At 74.4% G+C, this 17600-nt stretch carries 18 protein-coding genes; 7 read left to right on the top strand and 11 right to left on the bottom strand.

Annotated elements, in window-relative coordinates:
• Positions 1-63: 63 nt before the first annotated feature.
• Positions 64-453: a hypothetical protein gene (locus ACIGW2_RS01670; RefSeq protein ID WP_391653294.1), complete on the bottom strand. Its 390-nt coding sequence runs from the start codon at positions 451-453 to the stop codon at positions 64-66.
• 85 nt (positions 454-538) lie between these two features.
• Between ACIGW2_RS01670 and ACIGW2_RS01665 the strand changes: the two genes are divergently transcribed.
• Both ACIGW2_RS01665 and ACIGW2_RS01660 read left to right on the top strand, forming a co-directional pair.
• On the top strand, positions 539-982 hold the full coding sequence (locus tag ACIGW2_RS01665) for a MarR family transcriptional regulator (protein ID WP_391653295.1): 444 nt from the start codon (positions 539-541) through the stop codon (positions 980-982).
• Positions 983-1028: 46 nt separating this feature from the next.
• Complete coding sequence (locus ACIGW2_RS01660) at positions 1029-1640, top strand: flavin reductase family protein (RefSeq protein WP_391653296.1); 612 nt, start codon at positions 1029-1031, stop codon at positions 1638-1640.
• Positions 1641-1662: 22 nt separating this feature from the next.
• On the opposite strand, the gene ACIGW2_RS01655 is transcribed toward ACIGW2_RS01660, so the two are convergent.
• Positions 1663-2985 carry an MFS transporter gene (locus tag ACIGW2_RS01655; RefSeq protein WP_399840547.1) on the bottom strand — a complete coding sequence of 441 codons (1323 nt, stop codon included), beginning with the start codon at positions 2983-2985 and terminating at the stop codon, positions 1663-1665.
• An 89-nt stretch (positions 2986-3074) separates the two neighbouring features.
• Positions 3075-4361: an MFS transporter gene (locus ACIGW2_RS01650; protein WP_399840545.1), complete on the bottom strand. Its 1287-nt coding sequence runs from the start codon at positions 4359-4361 to the stop codon at positions 3075-3077.
• 78 nt (positions 4362-4439) lie between these two features.
• On the opposite strand from ACIGW2_RS01650, the gene ACIGW2_RS01645 reads away from it, so the two are divergent.
• On the top strand, positions 4440-5426 hold the full coding sequence (locus tag ACIGW2_RS01645) for a GlxA family transcriptional regulator (RefSeq protein WP_391653299.1): 987 nt from the start codon (positions 4440-4442) through the stop codon (positions 5424-5426).
• Positions 5427-5573: 147 nt separating this feature from the next.
• Here the strand turns inward: ACIGW2_RS01645 and ACIGW2_RS01640 are convergent, their stop codons facing one another.
• Both ACIGW2_RS01640 and ACIGW2_RS01635 read right to left on the bottom strand, forming a co-directional pair.
• Positions 5574-6623, bottom strand: coding sequence for a Zn-dependent alcohol dehydrogenase (locus tag ACIGW2_RS01640; RefSeq protein ID WP_399840543.1), 1050 nt, complete (start codon positions 6621-6623; stop codon positions 5574-5576).
• The gene (locus tag ACIGW2_RS01635; RefSeq protein ID WP_399840542.1) at positions 6620-7612 is read right to left on the bottom strand and encodes an SDR family oxidoreductase; all 993 of its coding nucleotides are present in this window, start codon (positions 7610-7612) and stop codon (positions 6620-6622) included. The genes ACIGW2_RS01640 and ACIGW2_RS01635 overlap by 4 nt, the downstream gene beginning before the upstream one ends.
• A gap of 102 nt (positions 7613-7714) precedes the next feature.
• On the opposite strand from ACIGW2_RS01635, the gene ACIGW2_RS01630 reads away from it, so the two are divergent.
• Complete coding sequence (locus ACIGW2_RS01630; RefSeq protein ID WP_391653302.1) at positions 7715-8653, top strand: cyclase family protein; 939 nt, start codon at positions 7715-7717, stop codon at positions 8651-8653.
• A gap of 195 nt (positions 8654-8848) precedes the next feature.
• Here the strand turns inward: ACIGW2_RS01630 and ACIGW2_RS01625 are convergent, their stop codons facing one another.
• From ACIGW2_RS01625 to ACIGW2_RS01610, 4 genes are all read right to left on the bottom strand, one after another.
• A complete protein-coding gene (locus tag ACIGW2_RS01625; protein WP_391653304.1) occupies positions 8849-9283 on the bottom strand; it encodes an ATP-binding protein in 435 nt (144 codons plus the stop codon).
• 342 nt (positions 9284-9625) lie between these two features.
• Entirely contained in the window at positions 9626-10519 is an 894-nt protein-coding gene (locus ACIGW2_RS01620; protein WP_399840541.1) for an acyl-CoA dehydrogenase family protein, read from the bottom strand.
• A 7-nt stretch (positions 10520-10526) separates the two neighbouring features.
• A complete protein-coding gene (locus ACIGW2_RS01615) occupies positions 10527-11660 on the bottom strand; it encodes an acyl-CoA dehydrogenase family protein (RefSeq protein ID WP_399840540.1) in 1134 nt (377 codons plus the stop codon).
• A complete protein-coding gene (locus tag ACIGW2_RS01610; RefSeq protein WP_399840539.1) occupies positions 11660-12862 on the bottom strand; it encodes an amidohydrolase family protein in 1203 nt (400 codons plus the stop codon). Before ACIGW2_RS01610 ends, ACIGW2_RS01615 begins: the two co-directional genes overlap by 1 nt.
• A gap of 144 nt (positions 12863-13006) precedes the next feature.
• On the opposite strand from ACIGW2_RS01610, the gene ACIGW2_RS01605 reads away from it, so the two are divergent.
• A complete protein-coding gene (locus ACIGW2_RS01605; protein WP_391653308.1) occupies positions 13007-14542 on the top strand; it encodes a class I adenylate-forming enzyme family protein in 1536 nt (511 codons plus the stop codon).
• A gap of 15 nt (positions 14543-14557) precedes the next feature.
• On the opposite strand, the gene ACIGW2_RS01600 is transcribed toward ACIGW2_RS01605, so the two are convergent.
• Positions 14558-14923, bottom strand: a complete 366-nt coding sequence (locus tag ACIGW2_RS01600) for a hypothetical protein (protein WP_399840538.1) — start codon at positions 14921-14923, stop codon at positions 14558-14560.
• A 103-nt stretch (positions 14924-15026) separates the two neighbouring features.
• A complete protein-coding gene (locus ACIGW2_RS01595; RefSeq protein ID WP_361574809.1) occupies positions 15027-15401 on the bottom strand; it encodes an STAS domain-containing protein in 375 nt (124 codons plus the stop codon).
• Positions 15402-15629: 228 nt separating this feature from the next.
• On the opposite strand from ACIGW2_RS01595, the gene ACIGW2_RS01590 reads away from it, so the two are divergent.
• Together ACIGW2_RS01590 and ACIGW2_RS01585 are read left to right on the top strand one after the other, a co-directional pair.
• The gene (locus ACIGW2_RS01590) at positions 15630-16220 is read left to right on the top strand and encodes a sigma-70 family RNA polymerase sigma factor (protein WP_356061153.1); all 591 of its coding nucleotides are present in this window, start codon (positions 15630-15632) and stop codon (positions 16218-16220) included.
• Positions 16217-17584, top strand: coding sequence for a zf-HC2 domain-containing protein (locus ACIGW2_RS01585; RefSeq protein ID WP_399840537.1), 1368 nt, complete (start codon positions 16217-16219; stop codon positions 17582-17584). Before ACIGW2_RS01590 ends, ACIGW2_RS01585 begins: the two co-directional genes overlap by 4 nt.
• The last annotated feature ends 16 nt before the right edge of the window (positions 17585-17600 follow it).

Below are 17600 nucleotides of genomic sequence, written 5' to 3'. Positions count from 1 at the left end.
CACGAGGGGCGGGGGCGGGGACGCCGCGTACGAGGGGGTGGGCGGCGGGCCCGTCGGCGGCCGTTACGCGACGGCGCCGGCGACGCCGGTGCGTCCGTCCGGGACGCCCTCGATGGTGACGACGGTCTGCCCGCGCACCTCCTCGCCGAGGACGGCGGCGAGCGCGTCGGTGGTGGCGGCGACCAGGCGGGCGGGGGCGTCGGGGACCTGGGGCAGGTGGTAGGCGGCCTCGCGCATGCTGAGGGTGACGAGCGGCTGGTGGGCACCGGCCGGCAGCGGCTCGCCGCCGACGCCCCGGCGGGCGCGGGGGACGCCGATGAGGTCGACGCCGACGAGCCGGCGGAAGTCCGGGCCGTAGACGGATCCGACGGCGTCGGCGAGGGAGCGGACGAGCGGGGCCTCGACGGTGCCGTCCAGGCTGTCCTCGGTGATCTGCACGGTGAAGTGCGGCATGACAAACCTCCGTACGATGGTGGGGGTTTCGCTTTGCCAGTAAAACACCTTTGACATCAAAGGTAAATCGGGAGGCTGCCGGCGCATGCCCGGAAACGTCGACGACACCGTCCGCGAACTGCTGCTGCTCATGCCCCGCCTGGTCGGCCGCGCCAAGCGGATCCCGGCTCCCGAGGCGCTGAGCTCGCTCGCGCTCGCCCCGCGCCACCTCTCCCTGCTCGCCCTGCTGCTCCTCGACGGCCCGATGTCGGTCAACGAGCTCGCCGCCCGCCTGGAGGTCGCCCCGACCACGGCGAGCCTGCTGGTCGGCGACCTGAGCCGGAAGGGCGTCCTGGAGCGGCGCGAGGACGACCGCGACCGGCGGCGGCGGATCGTCCGGATCGCGCAGGCCCACGAGCCCGCCATCACCGCCTGGCTGGCGCCGGGCGCGGCGGCCTGGCGCACGGCGCTGGCGCCGCTGACGCCGGAGCAGCGCCGGCTGTTCGTGGACACGCTGCTCGCGTACGAGGCGGCGGTCACGGAGGAGTAGGCGGCGGGCCGCACGGGGCTTCTCATCTGACGCACCGTCAGCTTCAATGGCGGACATGATGGGACACGCTGGGATGGCGGCCACCGCCGTCCGATACCTCAGGTCGGCCGGTGCGCCCACGGCCGTGGAGCCCCTCCCCCGGCCCGCCCTGCGCGCCGTACGGGACGACGAGCGGGCCCCCGTGGACGCGGCCGAGTTCCGGCGCGTCCTCGGGCACTTCGCGAGCGGCGTCACGATCGTCACCGCCCTGGACGAGGCCGGACCGACGGGCTTCGCCTGCCAGTCCTTCGCCTCCCTGTCGCTCGACCCGCCGCTGGTCGTCTTCATGGTGGCCCGCACGTCCACCACCTGGCCGCGGATCGCCCGCGCGGGCCGCTTCTGCGTGAACGTCCTGGGCGCGGACCAGGCCGCCCTGTGCCGGGGCTTCGCGGTGAGCGGCGCGGACAAGTTCGCGGGCGTGGACTGGACCCCGGCCCCCGCCACGGGCGCCCCCCGCCTCCCGGCCGCCCCGGCCTGGGTCGACTGCACGATCGCCGCCGTCCACACGGGCGGCGACCACCTGATCGTGGTGGGCCGCGTGGAGGCCCTGGGCGCGACGCCCGAGGGCGGCGACCCGCTGCTCTTCCACCGGGGGCGGTTCGGGCGCTTTCAGGGATAGGGCGCCTCTTCGGAACGCCTCGTCAGGCCGGCTTCACGGCGGGCGTCGACGCCGCCCCGCGGCGGATCACCAGGGCCATCAGGGCCGCCGCCGCACACAGGGCGCCCGAGGCGTACCAGACGACGTCGTACGAGCCGAAGACGTCGCGGGCCACGCCGCCCGCGAAGGCGACGGCGGCGGCACCGACCTGGTGGGAGGCGAGGACCCAGCCGAAGACGATCGCGCTGTCCTCGCCGTAGTGCTCGCGGCACAGGGCGATGGTGGGCGGGACGGTGGCGACCCAGTCGAGGCCGTAGAAGACGATGAAGAACAGCATCGGCGGGTGCACCGCGGGCGCCAGCAGCATCGGCAGGAAGAGCAGCGAGACGCCGCGCAGCGCGTAGTAGACGGCAAGCAGCCGGCGGGCCTCGAAGCGGTCGGTGAACCAGCCGGAGGCGACCGTGCCGACCACGTCGAAGACGCCGATCACGGCGAGCAGTCCCGCGGCGGCCGTCACCGGCATGCCGTGGTCGTGCGCGGCGGGCACGAAGTGGGTCTTGACCAGGCCGTTCGTCGAGGCGCCACAGATCGCGAAGGTGCCGGCGAGGAGCCAGAAGGGGCCGGTGCGGGCCGCCCGGAACAGGACGGTGACGGCCCGGCGGGCGGCGCCGGTGACGGGCGCGGGCTTCTCCGCGTACTCCCCGCCGTACGGGGCGAGCCCCACGTCCGCCGGGTGGTCGCGGAGCAGCAGCCAGACGAACGGGACGACGGCGAGCGCGGCCAGGGCGACCGTCACGGCGGCCGGGCGCCAGCCGTGCCGCTCGACCAGCCAGGACAGCAGCGGCAGGAAGATCAGCTGCCCGGAGGCGCCGGCCGCGGTGAGGATGCCGGTGACCAGGCCGCGGCGGGCGGTGAACCAGCGGTTGGTGACCGTCGCGGCGAAGGCGAGCGCCATGGAGCCGCTGCCGAGACCGACGAGCACGCCCCAGTAGACGACCAGTTGCCAGGCGGCGGTCATCCAGACGGTGAGCAGCGAGCCGGCGGCGATGACCGAGAGGGCCGCGGCGACGACCCGCCGGATGCCGAAGCGGTCCATCAGCGCGGCGGCGAACGGCGCCGTCAGGCCGTAGAGCGCGAGGTTCACCGACACCGCGAAGCCGATCGTGCCCCGCGACCAGTGGAACTCGCCGTGCAGCGGCTCGATGAGGAGTCCGGGGAGCGAGGCGAAGGCCGCCGCGCCGATGATCGTGACGAAGGTGACGGCCGCGACGAACCACGCGCGGTGGACGCGGGGCGTGCGGCGGGGGCCGGCGGGCTCGCGGGTGGGGGCGGGGGTCTCGGTTGTCTGGGTCACGTCACCCAGCATCCGGCCGGGCGCCCGGCCCCCACCATTGGCCCGAACGACAGCTTTCCAAAGAATCGGGCCAAGGCCCTGTGCGCCCGCCACCCCGCCCCTCACACCCTCGGCAGCGTCCTGATCGGGCGCACCACCAGCAGCGCCGCCACCACGAGCACCGCGATCGCCGAGCCCGCGAGCAGCACCCGCTCCGTGCCCACCACGGCCGCCACCGGGCCCGAGAGCGCCCGGCCGACGCCCATCATCAGCAGGGATCCGGCCACGTCGTAGGCGTGCATCCGGTTCAGCGCGTCCTGCGGCACGTGGGTCTGCACCGAGGTCGACCACATCACCAGCCAGAAGGCGAAGGCCGCGCCCGCCAGGAACGAGCCCGCGTGCAGCAGCGGCACCGGCGCCCCCGACCCGAGGAGCAGCAGGTTCACCGGCAGGCCGAGCAGGGCCACCGCCCCGGCCGCGAGCGGGCGCACCGGGCGCAGCCGGAGCGCGAGGAGCCCGCCGGCGGCGCTGCCCGCGCCGTTCACGGCCATCAGCACGCCGTAGGTGGCGGAGCCGTACTCCTCGGTGACCAGGCTCGCGGTGAGCGGCACCATCGGCCCGGCGACCGTCAGGCCGTAGACCGTCCAGATCGCGATGACCCCCCACAGCCAGCTGCGGGCCCGGAACTCCCGCCAGCCGAGCGCCATCTCGGCGAGCAGCGAGCCGCGCTCGGCGCTGTCGGAGGGCACCGGGGCGACCCGGAGCAGCAGGAAGCAGACGGCGCTGACGGCGAAGGTCGAGGCGTTCACGGCGAAGGCCGCGCCCGCGTTCCAGACCGCCACGAGCAGGCCGGCGAGAGCGGGCCCCGCCATGGTCATCAGGGCCTCGACGACCCGCAGGACCGCGTTGGCCCGCTGCACGTCGGGGGCGATCCGCGGGATGGTGGAGGCGACGCCCGGCTGGAACAGCGCGGCGCCGACGCCGGCGACGGCGGACAGCACGTACACCGCCCACAGCGGCGGGCTGCCGAGCGCGAAGGCGACCGCGAGGAGCAGCGCCCCGGGCAGCCGCAGCAGATCGGCGAGGACCATCATCCGGCGGGCGGTGAAGCGGTCCGCGAGGACGCCGCCGAAGAGCACGAAGACGGCGAAGGCGGCCGTCCACAGGCCGAGCGCGTAGCCGACGGCGGAGCCGGAGTGCCCGGCGCCGAGGAGTCCGGCGGCGAAGGCCACCGGGACCATGCCCTCGCCGAGGACGGCGACGGCGCGGGCGACGAAGAAGAGCCGGAAGTTACGGTTCCAGAGCGCGGGCGGCGGCGCGGCCGGCCCGGCCGGAGCGGGGTCCCCTTCGGGAATCCGCCCGGGGGCCTCAGACTTGTACGTGGTGTCCTTGCACGTGTTGTCCGTCACGAGCACACACTCGTACCAGCAAGGTGGTCTGGACCACCACTGTTTATGACCGCCCCTGTTCCAGCGGAGGGAGTCCGCATGCGGGCGCACCGCGTCGCCGTCCTCGCCCTGCCCGGCCTGCTGCCCTTCGAACTCGGCATCCCGCACCGGATCTTCGGCCGCGCCAAGGACCCGGAGGGCCGGCCGCTGTACGAGATCGTGACCTGCGCCCCGGCCCCCGGCCCGGTCCGCACCGACGCCGACTTCGCCATCCACGTGGAGCACGGCCCGGAGGCGCTGGCCGCCGCCGACACGGTGGTCGTACCCGCCTCGTACGAGCTGGGGCCGGTGTACGAGGAGGGGCGGCTCACCGAGGAGCTCGCGGCGGCGTTCGCGCACCTGCGGCCCGGCACCCGACTGGTCTCCATCTGCACCGGCGGGTACGTGCTGGCGGCGGCCGGGTTCCTGGACGGGCGCCCGGCGACGACGCACTGGGCCTCCGCCGAGCACTTCCAGCGCCTGTTCCCGCGGGTGCGGGTGGACGCGGACGTGCTGTTCGTGGACGACGGGGACGTGCTGACCTCGGCCGGGGTGGCCGCCGGGATCGACCTGTGCCTGCACATCGTGCGCCGCGACCACGGCGCGGCCGTGGCCAACGAGGTGGCCCGGCGCACGGTGGTGCCGCCGCACCGGGACGGCGGGCAGGCGCAGTACATCGCGCGGCCGGTGCCCGAGCCGGGGCTCTCGACCACGACGGCGGCGCGCGCCTGGGCACTGGCCCACCTGCACGAGCCGATCCAGCTGCGCGACCTCGCGGTGCGCGAGGCGATGAGCGTGCGCACCTTCACCCGGCGCTTCCGCGAGGAGGTCGGGGTGAGCCCCGGCCAGTGGCTCACCCAGCAGCGCGTCGAGCGGGCCCGGCACCTCCTGGAGTCCACCGACCTGCCCGTGGACCGGATCGCCCGGGACGCCGGCTTCGGCACGGCCCAGTCGCTGCGGACGCACCTGCAGGCGGCGATCGGGGTCACGCCGACCGCGTACCGGCGCACCTTCCGCACGACGACGGACGGCGCGCCGGCGGCCTGAGCACCCGCCCCGGTCCGAGCACCCTCCCCGGCCGGAGCGGGGACCCCGGCCGAAGCGCCGGCCTCGGCCGAAGCGCGGGCCCAGCCGAAGCGCGGGCCCCGGCCGGAGCGGGGGCCCGGCCGGAGCGCGGGCCCCTCCCGTCCGGGGTCAGAAGGTGAGCACGCCCCGCGCGACCTTGCCCTGCTCGGCGTCCGCGACGGCCCGTGCGAACTCCTCCACCGGGTAGGTGGCGGTGACGAGTTCGTCGAGCAGCAGCCGGCCCGCGCGGTACAGCTCGGCGTAGCGGGCGATGTCCCGCTGCGGCCGCGAGGAGCCGTAACGGCAGCCCAGGATCGCCTTGTCGAGGAACATCGCGGCGGGCGGGAAGCTCGCCTCGGCGGTCGGGGCGGTCATCCCGAGCAGGACGGCCTGGCCGTGCCGGTCGAGCAGGTCGATCGCGGTGCGGACGAGGCCGGTGTGGCCGACGCACTCGAAGACGTGGTCGGCGCCGGCGGGCAGCACCTCCCGTACGGCGTCGGCCGAGCCGAGGAAGTGGGTGGCGCCGAAGCGGCGGGCCGTCTCCTCCTTCGCCGGGTTGGTGTCGACGGCCACGATGGTGCCGGCCCCGGCGATCCGGGCGCCCTGGATGACGTTGAGGCCGATGCCGCCGGTGCCGATGACGACGACGGTCTCGCCGAGGTCCACCCGGGCCCGGTTGAGCACGGCGCCGACGCCGGTGAGGACGCCGCAGCCCATGAGGGCGGCGGAGGTCAGCGGGATGTCCGCCGGGATCCGCACGGCCTGGACGGCCTTGACCACGGTCCGCTCGGCGAAGGAGGAGTTGGAGGCGAACTGGAAGAGCGGCTCGCCCGCCCGGGAGAAGGGCCGGCCGGGGCGGCCGATGGCCTTGCGGCACATGGTGGGCCGGCCGCGGTCGCAGTCCGCGCAGGCGCCGCAGTTGGCGAGGGTGGACAGGGCGACGTGGTCGCCGGGCCCGACGTGCGTGACGCCGGGGCCGACGGCCTCGACCACCCCGGCGCCCTCGTGGCCGAGGACGACGGGCGCGGGGAAGGGGATGGTCCCGTCCACCACGGACAGGTCGCTGTGGCACAGGCCGGCGGCCCGGATGCCGACCAGGACCTCGCCGGGTCCGGGGTCACGGACCTCCAGGTCGGCGACGACCCGGACCTCCTTGCCGTCGAAGACGACGCCTCTCATGAACCGTTCTCCTTCGCGCCGTTCTCCTTCGCGCCGTTCTCCTGTGCTCCGGACGCCGGGCGGGCGCCGCTCCCCTGGGCGTTGGGGCGGGCGCCGGACGCCGCCGCGCGGGCCATCTCCTCCAGTTGCCGGAGCATCGGCATCGGGTCGATGCCGACCGTGCCCGGCAGGAAGTCGGCGATCCGGTCCGGGGTCCAGGCGCCGCCCTCCGCGTAGCCGGCGCGCAGTTCGCGGGGCTGGGCCCAGACGGCGATCTTGGGGCCGGCGATCGTGTAGACCTGGCCGGTGATCCGCTCGGCCCTGGCCCGGTCGGAGAGCAGGTAGACCACGAGCGCGGCCACGTCCTCGGGCTCGCCGATCTCCTTCAGCTCCATCGGTACGTTGGCGGACATCCGGGTGCGGGCGACGGGGGCGACGGCGTTGGCCGTGACGCCGTACTTGTGCAGGCCGAGGGCGGCGCTGCGGACCAGCGAGATGATGCCGCCCTTGGCCGCCGAGTAGTTGGCCTGGGCGACGGAGCCCGCGTGGTTGCCGCTGGTGAAGCCGACGAGGGTGCCGGAGCCCTGGCGGCGCATCACGGCGGCGGCGGCCCGGAAGACGGTGAAGGTGCCCTTGAGGTGGGTGGCGACGACGGGGTCCCACTCCTCCTCGGACATGTTGAAGAGCATCCGCTCGCGCAGGATGCCGGCCACGCACACGACGCCGTCGATCCGCCCGTACTCGGCGAGTGCCACGTCGACGATCCGCTGGCCGCCCGCCATCGTCGAGATGTCGTCGGCGACGGCGACGGCGGCCCCGCCGGCGGCCTCGATCTCCTTGACGACGGCCTCGGCGACCTCGCTGCTCGGCTCGCCGCCGTCGATGGCGACCCCGTAGTCGTTGACGACGACCTTCGCTCCCTCGGCGGCGCAGGCGAGGGCGACCGCGCGGCCGATCCCCCGCCCGGCGCCCGTGACGGCGACGACCTTCCCTGCCAAGAAGTTCCCCACGCCCGGCCCCTTCCCGCGCTTTCTGACGGTCCGTTAGATTCGTGCGTCGTCGGAATTCTACGACCCGTCAGATACCGGAGAACAAGACCCCGGAGGTGCCCGATGTCCGCACCCGACGCCCTGCCGCCGGAGTTCCACGAGATCGCCGAGCGCGTCAACAACTGGGGCCGCTGGGGCCGGGACGACGAGATCGGCACCCTCAACCTGATCACCGACGAGGTGGTACGGGAGGCCGCCGCGACCGTCCGGACCGGGCGGCGGGTCCCGCTCGCCGTCGACCTGAAGCAGGACGGCGTGCAGACCGGCATGATCCCGGGCCGGGTCAACCCGCTGCACGTCATGGTGCAGATCAACCAGGAGCTCTTCGGCCCCGGCACGGTCGCCACCAGCGACGACGCGGTGACCATGGGCCTCCAGGCCGGCACCCACTGGGACGCCCTCACCCACGTCTCGCACTCGGGCCGGATCTACAACGGACGCCCGGCCGCGACCGTCACCCCGCACGGGCGCTCGGAGTTCAGCGGCATCCACACCGCCCGGCACGTGGTGAGCCGCGGGGTGCTGCTCGACGTGGCGGCGGCCAAGGGAGTGGACCGGCTGCCCGGGGACCACGCGGTGACGCCCGAGGACCTCGACGAGGCGGCCGAGTTCGGCGGGGTGACCGTGCGCCCCGGCGACGTCGTGCTGGTCCGCACCGGGCAGATCCAGGCGTATCTCGCCGGGGACCGGCACGGCTACGCCTTCCCGTCGCCCGGCCTGTCGGTCCGTACCCCCGAGTGGTTCCACGCCCGGGACGTGGCGGCGGTCGCCAACGACACGCTCACCTTCGAGATCTTCCCGCCGGAGATCGAGAACCTGTGGCTGCCGGTGCACGCCCTCGACCTGGTCGAGATGGGCATGCTGCAGGGCCAGAACTGGAATCTGGAGGAGTTGTCCACAGCCTGTGCACAGGAGCGGCGGTACGCCTTCCTGCTCTCCGCGATGCCCGAGCCCTTCGTGGGCGGCACGGGAACGCCGGTGGCACCGGTGGCGGTGCTGTAGGGAACGGCCGCGGCGAAGGTGATCGCGCCGGGGGGCGATTCCGCGGGTGGCGGCCCGCTCGCGCGCGCCCCGAGCACGGCACGGGGGCCGCCACCCGTCACGACCCGCGCCCGTCGAGGGCACGGCAGGGCCGCCCCTCGACTCCCCTCGCGGAACGAATCGCTCACCCCAGGGTGATCAATGCGCCACGAACCGTCAACACCACACCCGACCGGGTGACACCGGCGCCACGGCGTCCGCCGCCGGCGCCCGGTCGACCTCGCACCAGATGCTCTTGCCCGCGCCCTCGCGCTGCCAGCCCCACCGGTCGGCGAGCCCGTCCACCAGCTCCAGGCCGCGCCCGTTGGTGTCCTCGCCCTCGGCGTGCCGGGGTCTCGGCGGCCGGTCGCTCGCGTCGGCGACCTCGACCCGCACCCCGCCGCCGCCGAACAGCATCCGCAGCACGGCCGGACACCCCGTGTGGACGACCGCGTTGGTGACCAGCTCGGAGATGAGCAGCACCAGCGTCTCCGCCAGCGGCTCGTCCTCCTCTATGCCGGACCCGGCCAGCCGCGAACGCGCCCAGCGCCGGGCCCGCCCCACCTCGGCCGGGTCGGGCCCGACCTCCAACTGCACCTGAAGCACCTGCACCGTTCACACCATCCGAACCGGCGGACACACCTTTACGGAACGTGATTCCCTTGTGAGACAGCATGGTTGACGTACAGTCACGGCAACAAGCGCTTCGGGCATATTCCAGCGCGAAGGAGTACGCATGGTCCATACTGTGCGACGCCCGCCGCGAGGACTCGAACGCGGGGCGCGAGTGGCGGGCATTCCCGGCCCCGGAGCCGCCGCATCGACGGCACCGGCACGATCCGGGCCCACAAGCACTCGCATCCCACGGAGCGTACCGGAGCGGAGGACCGACTCCGGCGCGTGACGACCCCCGCGAAGGACACAACACGGTATCGACGCTGAGTGACGCGAGCACTACAGGGCGGCCGCGACCCGCTCCTCCGCCGCCGCCCCCGAGAGCCCCCGCTCGGCGCGCACCCAGGCCCGCTTCAGGTGCAGGTGCACCTCCGCCTCCCAGGTGAAGCCCATGCCGCCGTGCACCTGGAGGCAGTCCCGCGCGCCGGCCACCGCCGCCTCGTCGGCGAGCAGCCGGGCCCCGGCGATCTCGACCGGGTCGCCGGTGACGGCGGCCGCGTAGACCGCCGCCCGGGCCAGTTCCGTCCGCACCAGCATCTCCGCGCACAGGTGCTTGACCGCCTGGAAGCCGCCCACCGGCTGTCCGAACTGCTCGCGGGTACGGGCGTGGGCGACGGCCAGTTCGGTGCTGCGGGCGGCGCTGCCCAGCTGTTCGGCGGCGGTGAGCAGCGCGACCAGGTCCGCGTCGAGCGCGCCTGAACCAGGTCCCCGTACGGCCCCGGGCGTCCCCCCGGGCAGCCGGTGCAGCGGGGTCAGCGGGTCGACGGACCGGATCGGCACGGCGCCCCCGGCCGCGCCGAGCACCGTGTCCGCGGCGTCCAGCCACTCGACGAACTCCCCGTCGGCCGTGGTGACCACCGTCTCCCCCTCGGCGGCGCCCGGCACCGCGCCGGCCGCCAGGTGCGTGGCGACCAGCGGCCCGGGCAGCAGCGCCCGGCCGGCCTCCTCGAAGAGCAGCACGGCCTCGGGCAGCCCGAGCCCGACCCCGCCCGCCTCCTCCGGCAGCCGCAGCGCGAAGAACCCGGCCGCGCCGAGCTCCCGCCACAGTCCCCGGTCGAGCACCCCGCCCGCGTCGACGGCCGCCCGGAGCCGCTCACCGCCGAAGCGGCGCTCCAGGAGCTGCCGTACGCCCCGCCGCAGCGCCCGCTGGTCCTCGGTCAGCCGGAAGTCCACGGGTGCCTCACCGGCCCTTCGGCAGGCCGAGGACGCGCTCGGCGACGATGTTCCGCTGGATCTGCGAGGTGCCCGCGGCGATCGTGTACGACAGCGAGGACAGCCGGTCCAGGTTCCAGGCGCGGTCCAGGTCGAGCGCGTCGGGACCGAGGACGGCGGCGGCCGCGTCGTACAGCTCCTGGCGGGCGTGCGAATAGCGCAGCTTGAAGACGGAGCCGCCGGTGCCGGGGACGCCGCCGGTGGCCTGGGCCTCGCTGACGTTCCACTGGGTGAGCCGCCACAGCGCCTGGAACTCGGCGCCGAGCCGGCCGAGCCGGCGGCGCAGCGCCGGGTCGTCCCAGCGCCCGTTCTCGCGGGCGGCGCGGGCGAGTTCGCCGAGCACCCGGCGGCAGGCGACGACCTCGCCGACGAAGGCGGTGCCGCGCTCGAAGGAGAGGGTGACCATGGTGACCCGCCAGCCGTCGTTCTCCGCGCCGACCCGGTGGTCGACGGGCACGCGCACCTCGTCGAGGAAGACCTCGGCGAACTCGGCGGAGCCGGCCAGGGTGCGCAGCGGCCGGACGGTGATCCCGGGGGCGTCCATGGGCATCGCGAGCCAGCTGATGCCGCGGTGCCTGGGGGCGTCGGGGTCGGTGCGGACGAGGAGTTCGCACCAGTCGGCGACCTCGGCGTGCGAGGTCCAGATCTTCGAGCCGGTGACGACGTAGTGGTCGCCGTCCCGGACCGCCCGGGTGCGCAGCGCGGCGAGGTCGGAGCCGGCCTCGGGCTCGCTGAAGCCCTGGCACCACACCTCGTCGCCGCGCAGCACCGGCTCCAGCCAGCGCTTGCGCTGCTCGGGCGTGCCCTCGGCGGCGATGGTGGGCCCGGCGTGCAGCAGGCCGACGAAGTTGGCGCCGACGTAGGGCGCGCCGGCCCGCTCGGTCTCCTCCAGGAAGATCAGCCGCTGGGTCGGGGAGGCGTCCCAGTGCACGTGCCCGTACCCGGCGTCGTACAGCCGGCGCTGCCAGCCGCAGTCGTAGGCGCGGCGGGCGGGCCAGTCGAGCGGGTCGGGCCGGCCGGGCAGCTTCGGCAGCTCGCGCCCCAGCCAGTCCCGGAGCCCGGCCCGGAACTCCTCCTCTTCCTCCGTGTACGCGAGCTCCATCAGCGCCGGTCCCGGTCGAGGTCCAGGCCGAGCATGCGGATGGCGTTGCCGCGCATGAGCTTGTAGACGGTCTCGTCGTCGAGGCCCTGGACGTGGTCGAGGGCGACCTCCCTGGTGTGCGGGAAGGTCGAGTCGACGTGCGGGTAGTCGGTCTCGAAGGTGGCGTTGTCGCGGCCGACCACGTCGAGCGAGGCGATGCCGTGCTTGTCGCGGAAGAAGCAGCAGAAGATCTGCCGGTAGTAGTACGTGGACGGGGGCTCGGGGACCAGGTCGCGCACCCCGCCCCAGGCGCGGTGTTCCTCCCAGACGTCGTCGGCGCGCTCCAGGGCGTAGGGGATCCAGCCCATCTGGCCCTCGCTGTAGGCGAGCTTCAGCCGGGGGAACCTCACCAGGACGCCGCTGAAGAGGAAGTCCATCATCGAGGCCATCGCGTTGTTGAAGCTGAGGCTGGCCTGGACGGCGGGCGGGGCGTCGGGGGACGCGGCGGGCATCTGGCTGCTGGAGCCGATGTGCATGTTGACCACGGTCCCGGTCTCCTGGCACACGGCGAAGAAGGGGTCCCAGTAGCCGGAGTGGATGGACGGCAGTCCGAGGTGGGTGGGGATCTCGGAGAAGGTGACGGCCCGCACCCCGCGGGCGGCGTTGCGCCGGATCTCGGCGACGGCCAGGTCGATGTCCCAGAGCGGGATGATGCACAGCGGGACGAGCCGGCCGCCGCTGTCCCCGCACCACTCCTCGACCATCCAGTCGTTGTAGGCGCGCACGCAGGCGAGGGCGACCTCCTTGTCCTTGGCCTCGGCGAAGGTCTGCCCGCAGAAGCGCGGGAAGGTGGGGAAGCAGAGCGAGGCCTCGACGTGGTTGAGGTCCATGTCGGCGAGCCGCGCCTGGGGGTCCCAGCAGCCGCGCCGCATCTCCTCGCGGGTGATCCCCTCCAGGGTCATGTCGTCGCGGTCGAAGCCGACGGCGGCGATGTTCCGCTTGTACGGGAACTTCAGGTCCTCGTAGATCCACCAGTCGGTGGGCGGCCCGTCGGGGTCCATCGTGATCTGGTACTTCCCGCCGACGTAGGCGAGCTCCCCGATCCCGGCCGTGAGCGGCTGGGGCCCCCGGTCGCGGTACTTGGCGGGGAGCCAGGTGGAGAAGAGGTGGGCGGGTTCGATCACGTGGTCGTCGACGCTGATGATGCGGGGCAGTTCCGGCATGACCCCTCCAGGGACCCAATGAATCTGATGGATCGTCAGATCTCATGTCGGAGCCAGGCTATCCCCGCACCTCTGGACCGACAAGGACCGCCCCTCTACGCTCTCCGCACGATCTGACGATCCGTCAGCCAGAAGGAGCAGGGCATGCCCGAGTCCGAGACACCGACCGCGGCCGCGACCGAGACCGCACACGCCCTGGGCGCGTCCCGCACGCTCTGGGAGCTCGTCGAACGCCGGGCCGCCCTCACCCCCGGGCGGCCCGTGCTCCTCCAGGGGGACCGCGTCCTCACCTTCGGCGCACTGCGCGACCGGGCCGAGCGGGTGGCCGCCGGGCTGTACGGCATGGGGGTGCGGGCCGGGAGCGTGGTGGCGTGGCAGCTGCCGACCCGGATCGAGACGGCGGTGCTGTCCTTCGCGCTGGCCCGGCTCGGCGCCGTACAGACCCCGGTCATCCCGTTCTACCGGGACAAGGAGGTCGGCTTCGCGCTGCGCGAGTCCGGCGCCGAGTTCTTCGCGGTGCCCGGGGTGTGGCGCGGCTTCGACCACGCGGAGATGGCCCGCCGGCTCGGCGCGCGCGGGGTCTTCGAGGCGTACGAGCCGGAGCGCATGCCCGACGGCGACCCGGCCGTGCTCCCGCCCCCGCCCGCCGACGGGACCGCCGTGCGCTGGATCTACTGGACCTCGGGCACCACGTCGGACCCCAAGGGCGTGCTGCACACCGACCGCTCGCTGATCGCCGGCGGCTCGTGCCTGGCCCACGCGCTGCACCTGAGCGAGCGGGACGTCGGCTCGATGGCCTTCCCGTACGCGCACATCGCCGGGCCCGACTACACGGTGATGCTGCTGCTCTACGGGTTCCCGGCGGTCATGTTCGAGCAGTTCGCGCTGCCCGAGGCACTGGCGGAGTACCGCAGGCACGGCGTCACGGTGGCCGGCGGCTCGACCGCCTTCTACTCGATGTTCCTCGCCGAGCAGCGCAAGCGCCCGGACGAGCCGATCATCCCCACCCTGCGGCTGCTCGCGGGCGGCGGGGCGCCGAAGCCGCCCGAGATCTACCACGCCGTGCGCAAGGAGCTGGGCTGCCAGCTGACCCACGGCTACGGCATGACCGAGGTCCCGATGATCACCATGGGCGACCCGGGCGACACCGCCGAGAACCTGGCGACCACCGAAGGCCGGCCGCCCGCCGGGATGGAGATACGCATCGCCGGGAACGGCGAGGTGCGGCTGCGCGGCGAGGCGGTGTGCCGGGGCTATCTCGACCCGGCGCAGACCGCCGCCGCCTTCGACGAGGACGGCTTCCTGATCACCGGCGACCTCGGGCACCTCACGCCCGACGGGCACCTGGTGCTGACTGGCCGGCTCAAGGACGTCATCATCCGCAAGGGGGAGAACATCTCCGCCAAGGAGATCGAGGACCTGCTGCACGCGCACCCGGGCGTCGGCGACGCGGCCGTGATCGGCCTGCCGGACCCCGAGCGCGGCGAACGGGTCTGCGCCGTGGTCGAACAGCCGCCGGGCGCGGCCCCGCTCACCCTCGCCGAGGTCACCGCCTTCCTCCGCGAGGCCGGGCTCTCCGTCTTCAAACTGCCCGAGCAACTGGAGCTGGTGGACGCCCTGCCGCGCAACGAGACGCTGCGGAAGGTGCTCAAGTACCAGCTGCGCGAGCGGTACGCGTGACCCGCCCGGCGGCCCTCAGTCCGTGCGGTCCGTGGCCGCCGGCTTCTCGGGCGGCCCGTCGGACGGCCCCTCGGACGGCTCCTCGGACGGCTCCTCGGACTTCGCGAGCGGCTTCCCCTCGCGCTTGGCGCGCCGCTCGCGCCACCACGCGACGAGCCCGATCACGCCCGCGAAGGCGAGCAGACCGCCCTTGATGCCGAGCTTCACCGCCACGTATCCGAGGAACAGGTGGCGGGGCCAGTCGAGCGCCCAGAGGACGCCCAGGACCAGCGCGGCGACGGCGACCGCCACCGAGACCCCGACGACCGTGCGGACCGTCCTCGTCGGCTCGTCGGCGCCCGGCCGTTCCTTCTCGTTCTGCGTTTCCCCCGTGTCATGCACGCTTCTACGATCGGGCCCGCTTCCCCGGTCCGCGTACGACTTCAGGAGGATTCCGCCTCGTTCCCCGGGCGCGGGCGCGAGCCCGGACCTGGACGCGGGCGGGTCAGGCGGACAGCGGGGCCGCGTCGCCGTCGAGGGCGGCGGGGACGTCCGCGTACACCTCGAAGAGGCGGCGGACGCCGAGCGCGGCGAGGACCCGGTTGACGTGGGCGCCGTCCTCCGCGCCGCGGGCGGGCAGGATCAGCCGGAGCCGGCCGCCGCAGGAGCGCATGAGGCGGCGGGCGGCGACGAGCACGCCGACGCCGCTGGAGTCGCAGAAGCGGACCGCGGAGAGGTCGAGGACCACGTCGTGCCGGCCGCCGGCGACGGCCTCGTGGAGGCGTCTGCGGATCAGCGGGGAGGTCACGAGATCGAGCTCTCCGCTGATCCGCAGCACGGTCCATGGTTCCTGCCGGTCCTCGTCGACCTGGATCGTCACGGGCGGCGCCTTTCAGACGTGGGGGAATCACCGGAGCGATCAAACGGAGGGGTGCCTTCCTGTCCCCTCCCGCTGCCCCCGCAGACCGCGCCGAAACCCCCGCGGCCCGGGTTGTCGCTTTCCTTACCATCCACCGTGCCCGTCAAGGGGGCACTTGCGGCAAAGCATCGTGCTCCGGGGCCCGGCGCACTACGTTGGACTCCGGAGTCGGGTCGGGGAAGGTGTGGAATGGCGACGAAGGACACACCGCCGCGCTGGGACCGCAGGATGCAGCAGCGTCTGGCGCGCGGCGAGGCCGCGGCGCTCGGCGAGTTCTACGACCGCTTCGCCTCCCTCGTGCACAGCCTGGCCCACCGCGTGCTCGACGACGACGAGGCCGCCGACCAGGTCACCCGCGAGGTCTTCGGCTACGTGTGGGAGAACCCGGACGCCTACGACCCCAAGCAGGGCAACATGCGCTCCTGGGTGGCCCGGCTCACCCAGCGGCAGGCCGTGCACCGGCTGCGGCAGACCGAGGCGATGGCCTTCGCGGAGAGCGGCGAGGGCTCGGCGGAGGAGCTGGAGCAGAAAGTCCGCCGGGCCACCGTGGCGGCCCGCGCCGACTACATCGTGACCTCGATGCCGGCGCCGCTGCGCCGGGCGCTGGAGCTGGCCTATTTCCAGCGCCGCGACTACCGGCAGACCGCCGCCGACCTCGGGGTCACCGAGGACGAGGCACGCCGCCGGCTGCGGCTCGGGCTCCAGTTGCTCTCCACCGCCCACACCCGCCCGCTGGAGGGGTCGCCGCCGGGCGGCGGCGGTTACGGGCGGACGCCGTGAGCCGGGCCGACGACGACCCCGAGGAGGTCGCACGCGCGCCGCGGATACCGGGCCCGCGCCGCTCGGCGGACGACCACGCGGACCTGACCTCGCCGTTCGGCGGCGGGTACGAGGAGCCGGAGGAGCCGGCGGCGTACGCACCGGAGCCCGGCCCCGGTCCCTTCGGCGAGCCCGCTCCCGAGCCCGGGTCCGGGTCCGGGTCCGACCGCGACGAGCCCGAGCCGGGGCCCTTCGACGAGCCCGAGCCCGACCCGGCCCCCGTGCCCGAACTGCCGCACCGCATCCTCAAGTCGCTGCTCGGCGCCTGGGCGCTCTCGGCCTGCTCGGCCGAGGAGACGAGGGCCGTCGAGGAGCACCTCACCGAGTGCGCCCCGTGCGCGGACGAGGCGCTGCGGCTGCGCGACGCGGTGGGGCTGCTGCACGCCGACCGGGAGCTGGACCTCGATCCGCTGCTGCGCTCGCGGGTCCTGGAGAACTGTCTGGGCCGCCGCCCGGCCCGCATCCCGGTGCCGGCCTGGGCGACTCCGTACGACGCGGAGACCGCCCGGCTCGACGCGCTGCTGCGCGACATCGGCGAGGCGGAGTGGCACGCGCCGGTGCGGCTGCGCTGGTTCGAGGGCGAGCGGCCGGTGCAGCGGAAGACCACCGTGGCCGGAGTGATCGGGCACCTGCTCGCCGTGGACGGCCTGGTGGCGGCCTCGCTCGGGCTCGACGATCCGCTGGGCGCGGTGGACGAGCTGCCGCCGGCCGCGCGCACGGAGGCGTACTGGCAGGCCGCGGGGCGGCCGGTGACCCGGGCGATCCGCGAGCCGTGGCGGGACCAGACCCACACCCTGATCCGCACGGTGTCCTTCGCCGGGCGCGGGGTGGCGGACCTCACGGTCACCTACGGGGACTTCGCGCTGCCGCTGAAGGACTCGCTCCTGGAGCGGGCCTTCGAGTGCTGGCGGCACGCCGAGGACATCGCGCAGGCGGTGGCCTATCCGTACGACCCGCCGAGCGGCAGCCATCTGCACGGCATGATCGACCTGGCCGCGCGGCTGCTCCCGGCGGCGCTCGCCGACCGGCGCCGCACCGGGCTCGCGGGCCCGCCGCGGGAGCTGGTGACGGCCGGTGCGCCGGGCCGCTCGGTGCACCTGGAGATCGAGGGCGCGGGCGGCGGCCACTGGTACATCGCCCTGGACTCGCCGGCCGCGCTCGGCTCCCCGGACCGCGCGGTGGCGCAGGTGGCGATGGACGGCGTCGAGTTCTGCCAGCTGGTCGCGGGGCAGGTGCCGCCGCAGGACGCGGCGGCCGGGCAGGACGGGGACCGCGAGGCCATCCGCGACGTGCTGTTCGCGGCGGCCTCGCTGAGCCGCATGTAGAACCGGCCCGGGGCCC

This window comes from Streptomyces sp. NPDC053541, assembly GCF_044544705.1.
Taxonomy (GTDB): Bacteria; Actinomycetota; Actinomycetes; order Streptomycetales; family Streptomycetaceae; genus Streptomyces.
The sequence above is the reverse complement of the archived record's forward strand: the minus strand, read 5'-3'. Positions and strand labels throughout refer to the sequence as shown.